Genomic DNA, 13761 nt, shown 5'->3' on the forward strand with positions numbered 1-13761 from the left:
TCCGCGGCGGCAAAGTGTGAGCGCAGCGATGAAGTTCGCTGCATCCACACTTCGAAGCCGCGGAAGTGAGTTATTCGTACAGTCGCTGGTGCTTAGTCCAGCACGCCGTCGACGAGCGTCCGCGCATCGTGCTGGACCTGGCGCATGTGGTCCTCATCGCGCAGCGATTCGGCGTAGATCTTGTAGACGTCTTCCGTGCCCGACGGACGCACGGCGAACCATGCGTTGTCGGTGGTGACCTTGAGTCCGCCGATGGGCGCATTGTTGCCCGGCGCCGAGGTGAGCACCGCCTTCACGGGTTCGCCGCCGACGGTCTTCGCGCCCACCTGAGAGGCATCCAGGGACCCCAGCCGTGCCTTCTGTGCGCGCGTCGCCGGAGCATCCTGACGCGCGTAGGAACTGGTGCCGTGATTCGCGGCCAGCCCAGCGTAGCGCTGCGAGGGAGTCTGCCCGGTCTTGGCAGTCATCTCGGCGGCAAGGAGGGCGAGGATGATGCCGTCCTTGTCCGTCGACCACACCTTGCCGTCCCGACGCAGGAACGAAGCGCCGGCCGATTCCTCGCCGCCGAACGCCAGCGTCGAATCGAGCAGGCCGGGAACGAACCATTTGAAGCCGACAGGCACCTCGAAGAGGGTGCGATCATGAGCGGCGACGATGCGGTCGACGATCGACGAGGTGACCAGAGTCTTGCCGATCCCCGCGTCCTTCGGCCAGTCGGTGCGGGAGTCGAGCAGGTAGTCGATGGCCGCTGCCAGATAGTGGTTGGGATTCATCAGCCCTGCATCGGGAGTGACGATGCCGTGACGATCGGCATCGGCGTCGTTGCCGGTGGCGATGTCGAAGTCGTTGCGTGAGGCGATGAGGCCGGCCATCGCATAGGGGGAGGAGCAGTCCATGCGGATGTTCTCGTCCCAGTCCAGGGTCATGAACGACCAGGTGGGGTCGACGTCCGGATGGACGACGTCGAGGTTGAGGTCGTAGTCCTCTGCGATGGCCGCCCAGTAGTCGACGCTGGCTCCGCCGAGCGGATCGGCGCCGATCTTCAGCCCGGAGCTGCGAATGACATCGAGGTCGATGACAGACTCGAGGTCGTCGACGTAGTTCGAGACGTAGTCGAAGTTCTCGGTGTTCTCCAGATGGAATGCCCGCTGGAATGGGGTGCGCGGGATCTTCTCCCACCCCTCGGCCAGGTACCGGTTGGCGCGCTCGGCGATCCAGGTCGTCGTCTCGGTGCCGGCAGGTCCGCCGTGCGGCGGGTTGTACTTGATGCCGCCGTCGGCAGGCGGATTGTGGCTGGGAGTGACGATGATGCCGTCGGCCTGCGCATCCTCGCGCGACTTCCCGCCATTGAAGCCGAGGATCGCGTGGGAGACGGCAGGGGTCGGGGTGAAGCCGTCGCGTTCGTCGATGAGCGCCGGAACCTCGGCAGCGGCGAGCACCTCGAGGACGGTGAGGAATGCGGGCTCACTCAGTGCGTGAGTGTCACGGCCGAGGAAGATCGGCCCGCGAATGCCTTTGTCTCGGCGGAAGTCGACGATCGCCGCGGTGATGGCCGCGATGTGCGCCTCGTTAAAGGAGCGGTTGAAGCTCGAACCGCGATGGCCGGACGTCCCGAAGCTCACTGCTTGCGAAGGCACCGAGGGGTCGGGAACCAAGTCGTGATAGGAATCGAGAAGGGCAGGGATGTCAACGAGATCCTTGTCCTGGGCCAACTGGCCGGCGCGTGTTGTCATTCTTCTACCTAACCAAATGACAGCGGTTGCGCACAGTTGTGTCCACGGAGTTCTTGCATCGTGGACTTCGACGGCCCCTCGGCGCGAGAATCAGCGGCCTCGCCCGGCTGGCGTCTCAGTCCGGCGGCTCCACGGAATCGTCCTCCTCTTCCTTCGTGTCTCCACCGCTGATATCCCGGTCTTTGTCGGGGGAGGAGGACCCTTCCGCTTTGGCCTGGGCGTCTTCGGGATCCCGATCGATCGGAACATCGTGTTCGGCAGCGATGCGCTCGAGCCTCTCTTCGGGAGTCTGGGAACTGCCTTCGGCGTCTGTCTCAGCGCCGACTCCGACGGCAGTGCTCTCGATGTTCTGCTCGTCTTCGGTCTGGTCTTCTGCTGAGTTCTCCGGGAGGTTCTTCTTCTCGTCACTCAAGACTTCGGCTCCTTTCGGAGTTGAACACGCTCACCGCGTTCGGCGGAGGAACGGGGATCATAAGAGGTATGGAAGTGATCCGTGGTCTCGACGGTAGACCCATCGTGGAAACGGGGCAAGGGGACTCGGTCTTGCGGCTCCTCCGGTCGACTTCGCGACGACGGGAGCGACTCCCGCGGACGGTGGGATCAATCCGCTGACTGCTGGCTGGCCGACTGCAGGTGCCTTTCTGCTCACTTCACCCAGGGCTCTTCGCCGGTCTCGGAGACGATCGGCTTACCATTGTCGATGTTCCATGAGCCCATGCCGCCGTCGACATTGAAGGCGTCGAAGCCATTCTGGTTGAGCCAGGCCACGGCTCGGTTCGAGCGTCCGCCGGTGCGGCAGATGACGTACATATCGTCATCGAGAGGAAGATCGTCGAGACGGCCCGGCAGCTCGCCCAGCGGTACGTGGATCGCGCCTTCGATATGGCCGGCCTCCCATTCGTCATCCTCGCGGACGTCGATGATGGCGGCCCCCTCGGGGATGTCGTTGACGGTGACGGTCGTTTCTTCATCCATGTCTTCAGTGTAGGCAGGCAAGCCGGGTGTTCGCACCTGCCCGAAGATTCCGAATCTGCGCATGTCCGTCATCGGGTTCGCGACCCTCTGCGTGGCTGTGCGCGCAGCCTGTGCGCACTTCGAACGGCTCCGGATTTCAGTCATCTCAGTCCAGTTCCAAGGGGGCTGTTGCCGATCGGAGAGCCGTGTGAGAATGGCCGAGTAGTCGTTGATGCGCCAGTCGACCGCGACCCGCCCGAACGAGCCACGGCCCGCGTCAGCGACTTCATCGCCAGGAACCGTCTGCGAAGGGAAATGGTCATGAACAACAGAGACAAGAGCGACGAGTCGCCGGCCGAGGAGAAGGCCCGTGACATTGCATCAGCACTGGACGAAGCGACGGAGCCGCTGGGCGGCACGTCGTCCATGGAATCTCACGCCGAAGTCGGATACACCGAAAACAACGTTGAGGAGCGTGCCCAGAACACGGCAGTGGAGGAAGGCGTGACGCTGCACCGCAATCCCGATGGTTCGCATACGGCGATCGACGAATCGAAGGCCGCCGAAGCGACTCCGAACTCAGGAACCGAGAACTCCGGAGCCACTGACGCTTCCCTTGCCCCGGGTAGGGGCGCCTCGGTCGACGCCGCGAGCACGGAAGCAGCAGCCTCTGCCACTGACGACACCGAAGCCGGTCAGGTATCCGCCGCGGATGATGGGCAGAAGCCCGCAGGAGAGGCGGCGACAGACGAGCTCGACCGGGCCGATGTCGTCAAGATCCTGCGCGGCGGTGATTCTGTCATGCTCGCGACCGCGCTCGCCGACGGCAAGATCCTCGCTCACCCTATGGCACCCCAGCAGGTCACCGAGGAGGCCGACGTCTGGTTCTTCCTCGCCCTCGACGGCGACCAAGCGAAGGCGCTGCAGACGAACCCCGAGGTCAATATCAGCCTCGCGGAGGCGGGCAACTGGCTGTCGGTGGCCGGGCGCGTGAAGTTCGTCGACGACAAGGCCAAGGTCGATGAACTGTGGTCGGATTCCGCCAAGGTGTGGTTCGATGACCGCCGCGACCCGAACCTGGGACTCATCAAGGTCGTCACCCACTCCGCACAGCACTGGGGCCTGCCCGGTGGCAAGGCATCGGGTCTGTTCCGCATGGTCAGGTCCAAGCTCACCGGAGACCGCCCGTCCGGCGGCACACAGACCACGGAACTCTGAGCTGTGAGAGGCCAGGGGGCTCGGCACGACTGCTCTGCTGCCCGTGTCGGGCGCCCCACCTCACCGCGAGCCGCCTCGGCGAGGCATAGCATGGAGGCATGAGCAAGCGGATCGTCATCATCGGTGCGGGACTGGCCGGCACGACCGCAGCGCGGGAGCTGAACGCGCGCGGTCAGGCCGTCACCGTCATCGACCCCCAAGCCGGCGACACGTGTGAGCGGCCGCCGCTGTCCAAGCACCTCTTCGACGGCTCCCGCCACCACCTGCCGTACCACTTCGAATCGACCGATCACATCACCTTCGTTCGTGACCGGGCAGAAGAGCTCACCCTCGCCGAGGCGGCCGCGGACTCCCGCTACACCGCCGAGACCCAGCGACACCCCCATCCGCTGGCGGACCACCACGCCACCGCGGGCACCATCCATCTGGCGTCGGGGGAGTCCATCGACTTCACCCACTGCATCCTCGCCACCGGGATGGAGGCGAACCGCCCCGAAGTCCCCGCCTACCCGGACGCCCTGCCGGTCTATGACCTCGGCGACGCCGAATGGATCCTTGAACGTGTGAACGACGCGACAGAGGCCCTCAACGTCGGGGTGCTGGGCTCCGGTTATCTCGGAATGGAAGTGGCCACCTCGGCGGTGGCGGCCGGACACCACGCCACGGTCTACCTGCGCGGGGGCGAACCCCTGCGCAAGCAGCTCTCTGCTCCGGTGCGGCAGGCTCTATTCGACAAGCACAAGGCCGCCGGAGTCGAATTCGTCACGCACACCTCGAGCCCGGACGACATCCCGGCCGATGTTCACGACCTATTCATCACCAGCGTCGGCGCTCGCCCTCGGCTGATCCCGATCGACGGCCACCGCCCCGCTCATGCGTGGGATGTGGATGAGAGTTTGGCAACATCCCATCCGGGTGTCTTCGCCGCCGGTGACTGTGCCATCGTCACCGCCGGACCCTATGCACTCGACCAACCATGGGCCTGTGAACCGGTGGCTGAAAGCCACGGAAAATTCCTCGCTGAGCTCCTCGGTGAGGGACTGGAAACGGCCGCGAGCAATGGCGCGAACGACCCCGAACCTGCTTCAGATTCTGGGTCGGAAGACGCTCCCAAAGTCTGGTCCGACGTCCCCTGGCATTGGAGCTTCCAAGGCCCCGAGAAGGTGTTCACGGCGGGTCTGACGAGCCCTGACGCTGACGACACGCTCATCCGACACGACCCCAGCGGGTCGAAGTTCCAGGTCTTCCACTTCGATGGGCCTGACCTGGAGTCGGCGCTCGTCGGTGTCGAGACGTTCAACTGGCCGCCGATGCAGGCGGCAGCTCGACGGGTACTCGGCGGTAATAATATTCCGACGAGGGCCCACTTGGAGGACCCCGACTTCGACTTCAAGGCTCACAGCCGACTGTGAGTCTGCGCTAGTCTCATCCCGTAGACTCTTTCTGTTCTATCCCCAGTCGCCGACGAGAGAATTTTCTGTTCATGGATATGGCCAGGCTTGCTGCCGAGCACGGACTCGAGAGAGTGGGTGGACGGCCGTCTCTGCCCCAGTACGTCAAACAGCTTCTCAACCGAAGCGACTTCACGTACACGCTTGCGAAGTACCGGATGCAGTCCGAGAACGAGCGCAACCGCCTCGGCATGGCCTGGGTGCTGCTGCGCCCGTCGTTCTCGGCTCTGATCTACGGCACGGTCTTCGGCGTCATCATGCAGGGAGCGACTGCTCGACCGCCGGACTTCGCGCCATTCGTCGTCATCGGCGTCTTCATCCTCGAGTTCTTCAACACCTCGATGAATGGCGGCGCGAAGTCGATCATCTCGAATGCCTCGCTCGTCCAATCGCTGCCGTTCCCGCGCATTGTTCTGCCCATCGCCAAGGTGTTCCAGAACCTGCTCGACTTCATCCCCACCCTCCTCTTCATGGCGCTCATCGTCATCATCTTCGGCGCGCGTCCTGATTGGGATTGGTTCCTCTTCATCCCGCTGGTGTTCCTGTTCTGGGTCTTCAACCAGGGTGTGGCGTTCATCTTCGCCCGCGCAACTGTTCACTTCCGTGACCTCTCCCAGGTGACTCCGTTCATCTCCCGAATGATCTTCTACACCTCGGGTGTCTTCTTCGACCTCAAGGTCATGGTCGACAAGATCGACCCGTCCCTGCAGCCCTTCGCCGATTGGCAGCCGATCAACAATGTGCTGTCCATCGCTCGCGGCATCCTCATGAAGGACGGGGTCGTTCCCTACGACTACTTCTGGCACCTGGCTATCTGGGCATTCGGCATCTTCATCATCGGCTTCGTGTTCTTCTGGCAGGCCGAGGAAAGGTTTGGTCGTGATGAGTGACGAGAATTCGTTCGACACCGGCAGCCTCCCCGAGGTGACCCGGAACAACCCGCCCGTCGTCGTCTGCGACAACGTCCACGTCCGCTACAAGACCCTGGCCACGGGCAAGAAGCTCAAACTGGGCAGTAAGAACGTGATGGGGCGGAAGCGTGAGCTGCGAGAGGTTCACGCACTCAAAGGCATCAGCTTCGTCGCCCACAAGAACGAATCGATCGGCATCATCGGCAGCAACGGCTCCGGCAAGTCCACGCTCATGCGGTCGATCACCGGGCTGACCCCGACCTCCGAGGGCGCGATCTATGCGACGTCACGGCCGAACCTCCTCGGTGTCGGTGCCGCACTGATCCCGGATCTCTCCGGTGCTCGCAACATCATCCTCGGTTCTCTGGCTCTGGGGCTCACCCGTGACGAGGTCGACGAGAAGTTCGACGATATCGTCGAGTTCACCGGTCTCGAGGACTTCATCGACCTGCCGATGCGCACGTACTCCTCGGGTATGTCCCAGCGTCTGAAGTTCGCGATTGCGACCTCGGTGCAGCACGAGATCCTCATCGTCGACGAGGCGCTCAACGTCGGTGACAAGAAGTTCCGTGATCGTTCCGAGGGCCGAATCCGCGCCATTCGTGAGAACGCCGGTACCGTCTTTCTCGTCTCGCACTCGATGCGCACGATCAAGGACACGTGCAACCGCGCGCTGTGGATCGAAAAGGGCGAACTGATCGCCGACGGCCCGGCGCTTGAAGTCATCCGCAAATACCAGGCCTTCACCAAGGCCGAGAAAGCGAAGGAAACCGAGGAAGAGCCGGGCTGAGCCCTTTTTGCCCTGCCTTCGCCCCCTTGCGAATTCGGCCCCGTCCTCAGCAGAGGACGGGGCCGTTTCCACTACCGCATTTCTTTCAACCCACTTCGGTCAGCGCACCTCGTCGAGGTGCCCTTGAGGTACTTGCCGGTCACGCTGTCGGAGGCAACCGCGACCTGCTGCGGGGTTCCCGTCGCGACGATCTGCCCGCCATCCTGACCTCCACCGGGACCGAGGTCGATGATCCAATCGGCATTGGCGATCATGTCGAGGTCATGCTCGATGACGAGCACCGTCCCACCTTGGTCGAGAAGCTGTTGGAAGACGCGCACGAGCACGCGCACATCCTCGGGGTGCAGGCCCACCGTCGGTTCGTCGAAGACGAAGAGGGTGTGCTGCTGCGACTTCCCGAGTTCGGTGGCGAGCTTGAGCCGCTGCGCCTCACCACCGGACAGTGCCGGGGTCGCCTCGTGGAGGGTGAGGTATCCGAGCCCCACATCCTGCAGCGCCCGCAGCCGGGCGTGGACCTTACGCATCGCGGTGAGGTGGGGGAGCGCCTCGGTGACGGTGAGTGCCAACAGCTCCGGCAGCGACTGCGGCTGACCATCGGCATCTGAGGGGCGGCAGTATTCGTCCGCGTCAGGGCTGTAGCGTCGCCCTTCGCATTCGGGGCAGGGAATGTCGACGTCGGGGAGGAACTGCACGTCGAGCGTGATCTCGCCTGTGCCTTCGCATTTCGGGCAGCGCAGCGAACCCGTGTTGTAGGAGAAGTCCCCGGCAGTCAGCCCGGCATCCTTCGCGGAATCGAGTCGAGCATAGGCGCGGCGAAGGTCATCGAGCACCCCGGAATAGGTCGCCACGGTGGAGCGGACGTTGATGCCGATCGGGGTGGCGTCGACGACATTGACCCGCTCGATCCCGCCGGCATCGAGTTCACGCACGTGAGACGGCATCGCACGTTCGTCCGCGGCAGCCTCGGCTTTGAGCGCGGGGACGAGACTGTCGAGGACAAGCGTGCTCTTGCCCGATCCGGACGCTCCGGTTACGACGGTGAGCCGCTTGCGTGGGATCTCGGCCTCCAGCGTATGAACGGTGTGGATCGGTGAGGTGAGCAGCCGGATCCGACCGTGGTCGTCGATCTCGGCTTCGGGTGCGGGAGTGCGTACGAGGGCGTCGGCGCGGCCGGTGAGGTAGGGGCCGATGCGGGAGTCCGGGTGTGCGTCGAGTTCGGCGACGCTGCCTTCGGCCACGACCGAGCCGCCGTCCTTGCCGGAGCCGGGGCCGATTTCGATGAGGTGGTCGGCTTCGCGGAGGACGAGTGGATCGTGGTCGACCATGACCACGGAGTTTCCCTCCTCGAGGAGGTCGGCGATCACACCCTGCAGACCTTTGATGTTCGAAGGGTGGAGGCCGATCGAGGGTTCGTCGAGGACGTAGAGGACGCCGGTGGTCTCGTTGCGCACGGCACGGGAGAGTTGGACTCGTTGGCGCTCACCAGTCGACAGAGAGGAACCGGCCCGGTCGAGTCCGAGGTATCCGAGACCCAGGTCGAGCAGCCGGCGAGCCATGCCGAGAAGTGCGTCCACCAGCGACCGGGCCATCGGCTGCATGGGCGTGGGGAGAGTTTCGGGAACGTCCGCGGCCCAGTCGACGAGTTCGTCAAGCGTCATCGCAGTCGCATCGGCAAGCCCGAGATCGCCGATGCGCGGCGCACGGGCGGCGGGGGAGAGGCGGGTGCCCTCGCAGTCGGGGCAGACCTGCTCGGAGAGGAACCGGCTGACCCTGGCGAAGCGCTTCTCGTTGTCCGCACGTTTGAGTTCTTCGGTCACCGTCAGTCGGGCGTTGCGGAAGGTGAAGTCGAGGTCGTGGAGCCCCTTCTTCGAGGTGACCGTGATGTGCTTCTTCTCCTCGGGACCGGCGAAGACGATCTCGCGCTCCCAGTCCTCGAGGTCGCGCCAGGGCACGTCGGTGCGGACGCCGAATTCGCGGGCGATCTGCGGCTGGACGTTGAAGCCGAACATCTGCCAGGGGATGACTGTGCCGTCGTCGATCGACATGTCGGGGTCGCGGATGAGGGAGGCGTCATCGACTTCTCTGATGGTGCCGATGCCTTCGCAGCGGGGGCATGCTCCACCGGAATTGAAGGCGAGCTCCTCGGCGCCGGGAGCATGGACGGTCTCACCGCATTCGGGGCAGTCGAACGGTTCTTCGGCCGCGACGTTGAGGGTCGGCTCCTGCCGGTGCCCGTTCGGGCAGAGGTGAGAGGCCAGCCGAGAGAACATCAGGCGAACGACGTTGAGCAGCTCGGTCGAGGTGCCGAACGTCGAGCGGACCCCGGGGACTCCGGGGCGCTGCCGCAGAGCAAGGGCGGCGGGTATATGGCGGACGGTGTCGACGTCGGCGCGAGCGGCTTGAGCCATGCGTCGACGGGTGTACGTCGACAGAGCTTCGATATAGCGGCGGGAGCCTTCGGCGTAGAGGACTCCCATGGCCAGCGAGGATTTGCCCGAACCGGAGACGCCGGCGATGGCGACGAGGGTATTCAGGGGCACGTCGACGTCGATGTTCTGCAGGTTGTGCACGCGGGCGCCGCGCACCTCGACCGCTGTGGCAGGGGCAGTGTTCCGGGCTTCGGTCGACATATCGTGATCGTAACAACCGACACTGACGTGACTCGTCACCTGCTGAGACCGTCTTTGCGGCCGGATATGACGGGACTACAATCGTCACGCTGACGACCATAGGGGCACGCTCGTCAGATCGGATTCGCCGAACAGAACGACAACCAGCAACACCAGCCCCGGATGATGAGCAACGGTGCCTGCATCCTGCAAGCCCACGATCCACCACCGGCTTCGCCAACCACGGCATCCGGGCACCTACAAGAAGAGGCACACGATGACTGAGACACCCGTCGAGTCCCGCGAAGACAAGTCGCGGGCCCGCAAGGCCGTAGTTGCGGCCGGACTGGGCAACGCCCTCGAATGGTATGACATCATCCTGTTCGGGTTCATGGCCACCTCGATCACCGCGGTCTTCTACCCGGGCGAAGGCCTGTCCGCGCAGCTGATGACCTGGGCGACCTTTGCCATCACCTTCGTCGTCCGTCCGCTAGGCGCGATCATCATCGGCCGCTACTCGGACAAGCACGGCCGCAAATCGGCGCTGTCGCTGACGATCGGTCTGATGACCCTCGGTGTGTTCATCATCGTCATCCTGCCCGGCGAAGCGACCATCGGCATCTGGGGCGCGATCGGCCTCATCATCGCCCGCATCATCCAGGGCATCTCCGCCGGCGGCGAATTCGGGTCGGCCACAGCCTTCCTCACCGAGAACGCCAAGCGCGGCAAGGCCTACTATGCCTCCTTCCAGACCGCGACCCAGGGCATCTCGATGTTCCTGGCCGCCGGAATCTCGTGGATCCTCAGCTCGGCACTGAGCGAAGAGGCCCTGCACTCCTGGGGCTGGCGCGTGGCCTTCGCCCTCGGCCTGCTCATCGGACCCGTCGGCTGGTACATCCGCTCGAAGATGGATGACACCCCTGAGTTCAAGGCTGCCGAGAAGACCGATAACCCGCTGCGCGTCCTCCTCAGTGAGAACTTCGGTCGCCTGTTCTCCGCGTTCCTCATCATCGCGATGGCCACGATCTCGGTCTACCTCATCACCTTCCTGCCGCAGTTCGCCGTCACCAACCTCGGCCTCGACGCCTGGGCATCATTCCCCGGCGCCGTCGTCGCCGGTGTCATCACCCTCATCGGCGCCCCGTTCGCCGGCCGCCTGGCCGACCGAGTAGGCCCGACGACCGTGATGATCCCGACGACCATCGTCGGCATCATCGTCGCCTGGCCGATGTTCATCCTCCTGACCGCGAACCCCTCGATCGGCGTCCTCACCCTGTGCGAGGCGATCGTCGGCCTGTTCATGGTCTTCTATTTCGGCCCGATGCCGGCGCTGCTGTCCGAACTGTTCCCCGTCAAGGTGCGCAGCTCCGGCATGACCATCGCCTACAGCTTCGGTGTCGCGATCTTCGGCGGCTTCGCCCCGCTCATCCTCACCGCACTGCTCGGCGCGACCGGTCTGCTGACCGTGCCCGGCTTCTACTACGCGGGTCTGTCGCTGCTCTCCCTCATCGGCGTGATCATGGCCCGGAAGCTCTACAGCCAGCGCTGACCAAACGGCAAAAGCGAACAGACCCGACCCCGCCATTGTGCGGAGTCGGGTCTGTTCGCGTGTTCCCGCCGGCTCGCCCGTTCCTTTCTCAGGAATCCGAGCACGCGACGGGACTTCCTCGCCCCGTTCAAGCCGGCCCGCGCATTTGGGTGCGTGTACCGCGCGATAAGCGAGCTTGGCCTTGAACGACGGTATGGAAGAGCGAAGGAACGCCCTCGCCGAGGCGGCCCACCCTAACCGGTGAACTGTCCCATCCGTCGTGCTGACGTCGCAACCGCGGGTTCGAAGTGTGGGCGTTCACCGTAAAGGCCGTGCGCCCACACTTCGAACCCGCGGTTGCTGATGAGCAGGGCCGGTCAATTCGCAGCGCTCACCCGCCGACGGGCACCTCGGCGCCGGCTTCCTCGACCTTCCGCGCCTTTGCAGCAACCCGCTCGACGCGGACGACGTGGGCGATGAGGGCAAACCAGACGAGAGCCAAGCCGGCGAGCGTCAGCCACACGGTCGACGCGCCCAGCCCGAAGGTGAGCAGGATGGTGCGGATGTTCGTGAGAATGATGATTCCGCCCGCGGCGACTGCAAGCACCTTCGCCGGCAGCAGCTTCACCAGCCACGCAGCGAACGGTGCGGCGATGACGCCGCCGATGAGCAGCGCCGCCACGATCTGCCACTCGATGCCCTGCGAGCCGAGTGCGATGAGGAACCCGAGCGAACCGCCGACGGCGACGACGAACTCACTCGTATCGATCGACCCGATGACCTTCCGGGGCTCCAAACGTCCTGATGAGAGCAGCGTCGTCGTCCCGACCGGACCCCAGCCGCCACCGCCGATGGCATCGAGCGCTCCACCGACGAACCCGACCGGCACGAGCATCCCCGCGCTCGGCCGCGACTTGAACTCCGGACGCTTCCCGCCCAATGCGAGGAACCGCCAGATCACGTAGACCCCGAGCGCGAGCAGGATTCCCGAGATCCACGGGGTCGCGGCCTCCCCATCGAGGCTGGCGAGGAACGTCGACCCGAGGACCGCGCCGATGAAGCCGGGACCGGCGAGGATGCCCACCGTCCGCCAGTCGACATTGCCGAACCGGTGATGGGAGATCCCTGACACCAGGCTTGTGCCCAGTTCAGAGAAGTGCACCGCCGCCGAGGCGGCCGCCGGTGCCGTACCCGCCGCGAGCAGAAGCGTGGTTGAGGTGACCCCATAGGCCATCCCCAACGATCCATCGATGAGCTGAGCGATGAGGCCGACGATCCCGAGGACGATGAGCTGACGCATGTGCTTGCCTTTCGTGGATGACGCGAAGGTGGTGATGACGCAGAAGACGTCGAAGATGCGGGCGGTGTCAGGAACGCAAAGACGCGTTGACTAGACACACTAGCGAAACTGTTGAGCAGAATGGCGAATCATCCGCAATCCTACGAACTCGGTCGCCGTATGTCGAAAGATGACGCCACATGGCGGTATTTCCCTGATGACGAGCCTGTATGCGGCGTTGACACTGATGGGTTACGCTGTGCGAATGCAATCAAAAGTGACGAGAGCTGCTCACCCGGGCCGTGTAGTCGTTGAGCAATTGCTTTGCGCGATGACCGTGACACCCCCGGTTCCTGCGCGTGGTCGGGCGCCGCAGCCAGTGAGATTCCGGGCGCAGAGGCCTGCCCAGGAGTGGGCGCTGTGACGGGGCTGCCGTCGGTAGGGCTGATCTCCCACGGGACCTCATCGCCGACCGGCCAGGTCCTCATCGAGGTGCTCGCGGCAGAGATCGCCACAGACCTGCGCATTCGCGGGATTGCCGACGAGGTCATGCTCGGCCATGTGGACGTCCAGAAGCCCGACGTCGACGAGGTCATCGCCCGATTGCCCGCCGACCGTCCGGTCATCCTCGTGCCGCTCCTGCTCTCGCCGGGGTATCACGTCCATGTCGACCTCGCCGAGGCGGCAGGTCGTGCCGCTGAATCGGGCCGTGACGTTCGACGAACGCCCACGCTCGGGCCCGACCCGAGGCTCGCAGAGATCCTCGCCGATCGACTTCCGCCCTTGAAGGGCAGTGATGAAATCATCCTCGCTGCTGCCGGTTCGAGCGACGAACGGGCAAACGAGTCCTGTCGCGAGATGGGCCGGCTGCTGGCTGCAGAGCTCGAGCGTCCGGTCGAGGTCGGCTTCCTCGCCGGCGGGGGAGCGGCCCTGAAGGACCTCGTCGCGGAGAGTCGGAGTCGCGGCGTCCGACCCGTGCTCGCGAACTACCTGCTGGCCCCCGGCTTCTTCGACGACCTCGCCCGAAAGCATGTCGAGGGCGGCAATGACTCGACCGGCGTCCTCGCCCCGCCGCTTCTCACCGGAGGCGGCACCACGTCCGCCGTTCCGCCGAAGCTCGTTGACATCGTCCGCGATCGGGTCAGCGGAGGCATCCGCGAAAGGGTCCACCCCCACGCCTATGTCGCGGACATGCTCAAGGCCTGACCGCACCCGCGGCAGGCGGCCCCAACCGCCCCGCGGCAGACCGTGACGCCATATGTCACTCCATGACACAAACCCTTCGATG

General features: G+C 64.6%; 11 protein-coding genes. 6 read left to right on the forward strand and 5 right to left on the reverse strand.

Annotation, left to right across the window (positions count from 1 at the left end):
* Positions 1 to 92: 92 nt before the first annotated feature.
* The 3 genes from pgm to ACSBQT_RS03295 all read right to left on the reverse strand — a co-directional run bounded on the left by pgm (position 93) and on the right by ACSBQT_RS03295 (position 2708).
* Positions 93 to 1733: a phosphoglucomutase (alpha-D-glucose-1,6-bisphosphate-dependent) gene (gene pgm, locus ACSBQT_RS03285; protein ID WP_435000858.1), complete on the reverse strand. Its 1641-nt coding sequence runs from the start codon at positions 1731 to 1733 to the stop codon at positions 93 to 95.
* Between the two features lie 115 nt (positions 1734 to 1848).
* Complete coding sequence (locus tag ACSBQT_RS03290) at positions 1849 to 2145, reverse strand: hypothetical protein (protein ID WP_435000859.1); 297 nt, start codon at positions 2143 to 2145, stop codon at positions 1849 to 1851.
* A 233-nt stretch (positions 2146 to 2378) separates the two neighbouring features.
* A complete protein-coding gene (locus ACSBQT_RS03295) occupies positions 2379 to 2708 on the reverse strand; it encodes a rhodanese-like domain-containing protein (RefSeq protein ID WP_410709754.1) in 330 nt (109 codons plus the stop codon).
* A gap of 300 nt (positions 2709 to 3008) precedes the next feature.
* On the opposite strand from ACSBQT_RS03295, the gene ACSBQT_RS03300 reads away from it, so the two are divergent.
* From ACSBQT_RS03300 to ACSBQT_RS03315, 4 genes are all read left to right on the forward strand, one after another.
* Positions 3009 to 3905 carry a pyridoxamine 5'-phosphate oxidase family protein gene (locus tag ACSBQT_RS03300; RefSeq protein WP_435000860.1) on the forward strand — a complete coding sequence of 299 codons (897 nt, stop codon included), beginning with the start codon at positions 3009 to 3011 and terminating at the stop codon, positions 3903 to 3905.
* A 98-nt stretch (positions 3906 to 4003) separates the two neighbouring features.
* On the forward strand, positions 4004 to 5317 hold the full coding sequence (locus ACSBQT_RS03305; RefSeq protein ID WP_435000861.1) for an FAD-dependent oxidoreductase: 1314 nt from the start codon (positions 4004 to 4006) through the stop codon (positions 5315 to 5317).
* A gap of 71 nt (positions 5318 to 5388) precedes the next feature.
* A complete protein-coding gene (locus ACSBQT_RS03310; protein ID WP_092009006.1) occupies positions 5389 to 6246 on the forward strand; it encodes an ABC transporter permease in 858 nt (285 codons plus the stop codon).
* Positions 6239 to 7057, forward strand: coding sequence for an ABC transporter ATP-binding protein (locus ACSBQT_RS03315; protein ID WP_435000862.1), 819 nt, complete (start codon positions 6239 to 6241; stop codon positions 7055 to 7057). Before ACSBQT_RS03310 ends, ACSBQT_RS03315 begins: the two co-directional genes overlap by 8 nt.
* A 71-nt stretch (positions 7058 to 7128) precedes the next feature.
* On the opposite strand, the gene ACSBQT_RS03320 is transcribed toward ACSBQT_RS03315, so the two are convergent.
* Entirely contained in the window at positions 7129 to 9687 is a 2559-nt protein-coding gene (locus ACSBQT_RS03320; protein ID WP_435000863.1) for an excinuclease ABC subunit UvrA, read from the reverse strand.
* A 256-nt stretch (positions 9688 to 9943) separates the two neighbouring features.
* Here ACSBQT_RS03320 and ACSBQT_RS03325 point away from each other — a divergent pair, with 256 nt between their 5' ends.
* Entirely contained in the window at positions 9944 to 11215 is a 1272-nt protein-coding gene (locus ACSBQT_RS03325; protein WP_139469992.1) for an MFS transporter, read from the forward strand.
* Between the two features lie 370 nt (positions 11216 to 11585).
* On the opposite strand, the gene ACSBQT_RS03330 is transcribed toward ACSBQT_RS03325, so the two are convergent.
* Positions 11586 to 12494: a sulfite exporter TauE/SafE family protein gene (locus ACSBQT_RS03330; protein WP_435000865.1), complete on the reverse strand. Its 909-nt coding sequence runs from the start codon at positions 12492 to 12494 to the stop codon at positions 11586 to 11588.
* 399 nt (positions 12495 to 12893) lie between these two features.
* Here ACSBQT_RS03330 and ACSBQT_RS03335 point away from each other — a divergent pair, with 399 nt between their 5' ends.
* Positions 12894 to 13679 carry a sirohydrochlorin chelatase gene (locus ACSBQT_RS03335; RefSeq protein WP_435000866.1) on the forward strand — a complete coding sequence of 262 codons (786 nt, stop codon included), beginning with the start codon at positions 12894 to 12896 and terminating at the stop codon, positions 13677 to 13679.
* Positions 13680 to 13761: the final 82 nt, after the last annotated feature.

The sequence above is a fragment of the Brevibacterium sp. H602 genome (genome assembly GCF_051172395.1).
GTDB lineage: Bacteria > Actinomycetota > Actinomycetes > Actinomycetales > Brevibacteriaceae > Brevibacterium.

Bases quoted from the DNA above. Each gene is read 5' to 3' on its own strand.
- pgm (WP_435000858.1), bottom strand. From the start codon at position 1,733: ATGACAACACGCGCCGGCCAGTTGGCCCAGGACAAGGATCTCGTTGAC.
- ACSBQT_RS03295 (WP_410709754.1), bottom strand. From the start codon at position 2,708: ATGGATGAAGAAACGACCGTCACCGTCAACGACATCCCCGAGGGGGCC.
- ACSBQT_RS03300 (WP_435000860.1), top strand. From the start codon at position 3,009: ATGAACAACAGAGACAAGAGCGACGAGTCGCCGGCCGAGGAGAAGGCC.
- ACSBQT_RS03305 (WP_435000861.1), top strand. From the start codon at position 4,004: ATGAGCAAGCGGATCGTCATCATCGGTGCGGGACTGGCCGGCACGACC.
- ACSBQT_RS03310 (WP_092009006.1), top strand. From the start codon at position 5,389: ATGGATATGGCCAGGCTTGCTGCCGAGCACGGACTCGAGAGAGTGGGT.
- ACSBQT_RS03315 (WP_435000862.1), top strand. From the start codon at position 6,239: ATGAGTGACGAGAATTCGTTCGACACCGGCAGCCTCCCCGAGGTGACC.
- ACSBQT_RS03320 (WP_435000863.1), bottom strand. From the start codon at position 9,687: ATGTCGACCGAAGCCCGGAACACTGCCCCTGCCACAGCGGTCGAGGTG.
- ACSBQT_RS03325 (WP_139469992.1), top strand. From the start codon at position 9,944: ATGACTGAGACACCCGTCGAGTCCCGCGAAGACAAGTCGCGGGCCCGC.
- ACSBQT_RS03330 (WP_435000865.1), bottom strand. From the start codon at position 12,494: ATGCGTCAGCTCATCGTCCTCGGGATCGTCGGCCTCATCGCTCAGCTC.